General features: G+C 75.2%; 1 pseudogene. It reads right to left on the bottom strand.

Features of this window, described 5'->3' with window-relative positions:
• Window positions 1-480, bottom strand: a pseudogene (locus FNX44_RS27570) (sigma-70 family RNA polymerase sigma factor); the annotation flags it as partial.

Raw genomic sequence — 480 nt, 5'->3', positions numbered from 1 at the left:
GGGGGAGGAGGGCGAAGCCGGCGAGGAGGCCTTCGGCGGGTGCCAGGCCGCTCCAGTGGCCGGTGCAGCGCACGCACTCGCGGGCGTGGCGGGCGATGCGTTTGCGCCACAGCGCGGAGGGGACGCCGTCCCAGACGCCGACGGTCTGGCGGAGCCGGTCACAGGGCGGGACGGCGGCGAGCGCCCGTACGACGACCCGGGCGGCGTCCAACTGCGCCTTCAAACGCTGGACGCGGACGGCGGTGTGCTGGGGGCTGAGTTCCAGCGCGGTGGCGACTTCGGTGCGGGTGAGGCGGCCGGCGGCTTCCAGCCACCAGAGGGAGAGCAGTGTGCGGTCGTCCGGTTCCAGCCAGCGGGTGGCCTCGACGGTCTCCCGCCGCTGGTCGGCGAGGTCGAGGTGGACGAGAGTGAGGTCGACGAAGTCGGCGCCGGGGTCGGCGGCGTCCAGGGTGTGCGGGTCGTCGAGGGGGTCGGCCGGGT

The sequence above is a fragment of the Streptomyces alkaliterrae genome (genome assembly GCF_007097205.2).
GTDB lineage: Bacteria > Actinomycetota > Actinomycetes > Streptomycetales > Streptomycetaceae > Streptomyces > Streptomyces alkaliterrae.
This window is presented reverse-complemented; position numbering and strand designations above follow the sequence as displayed.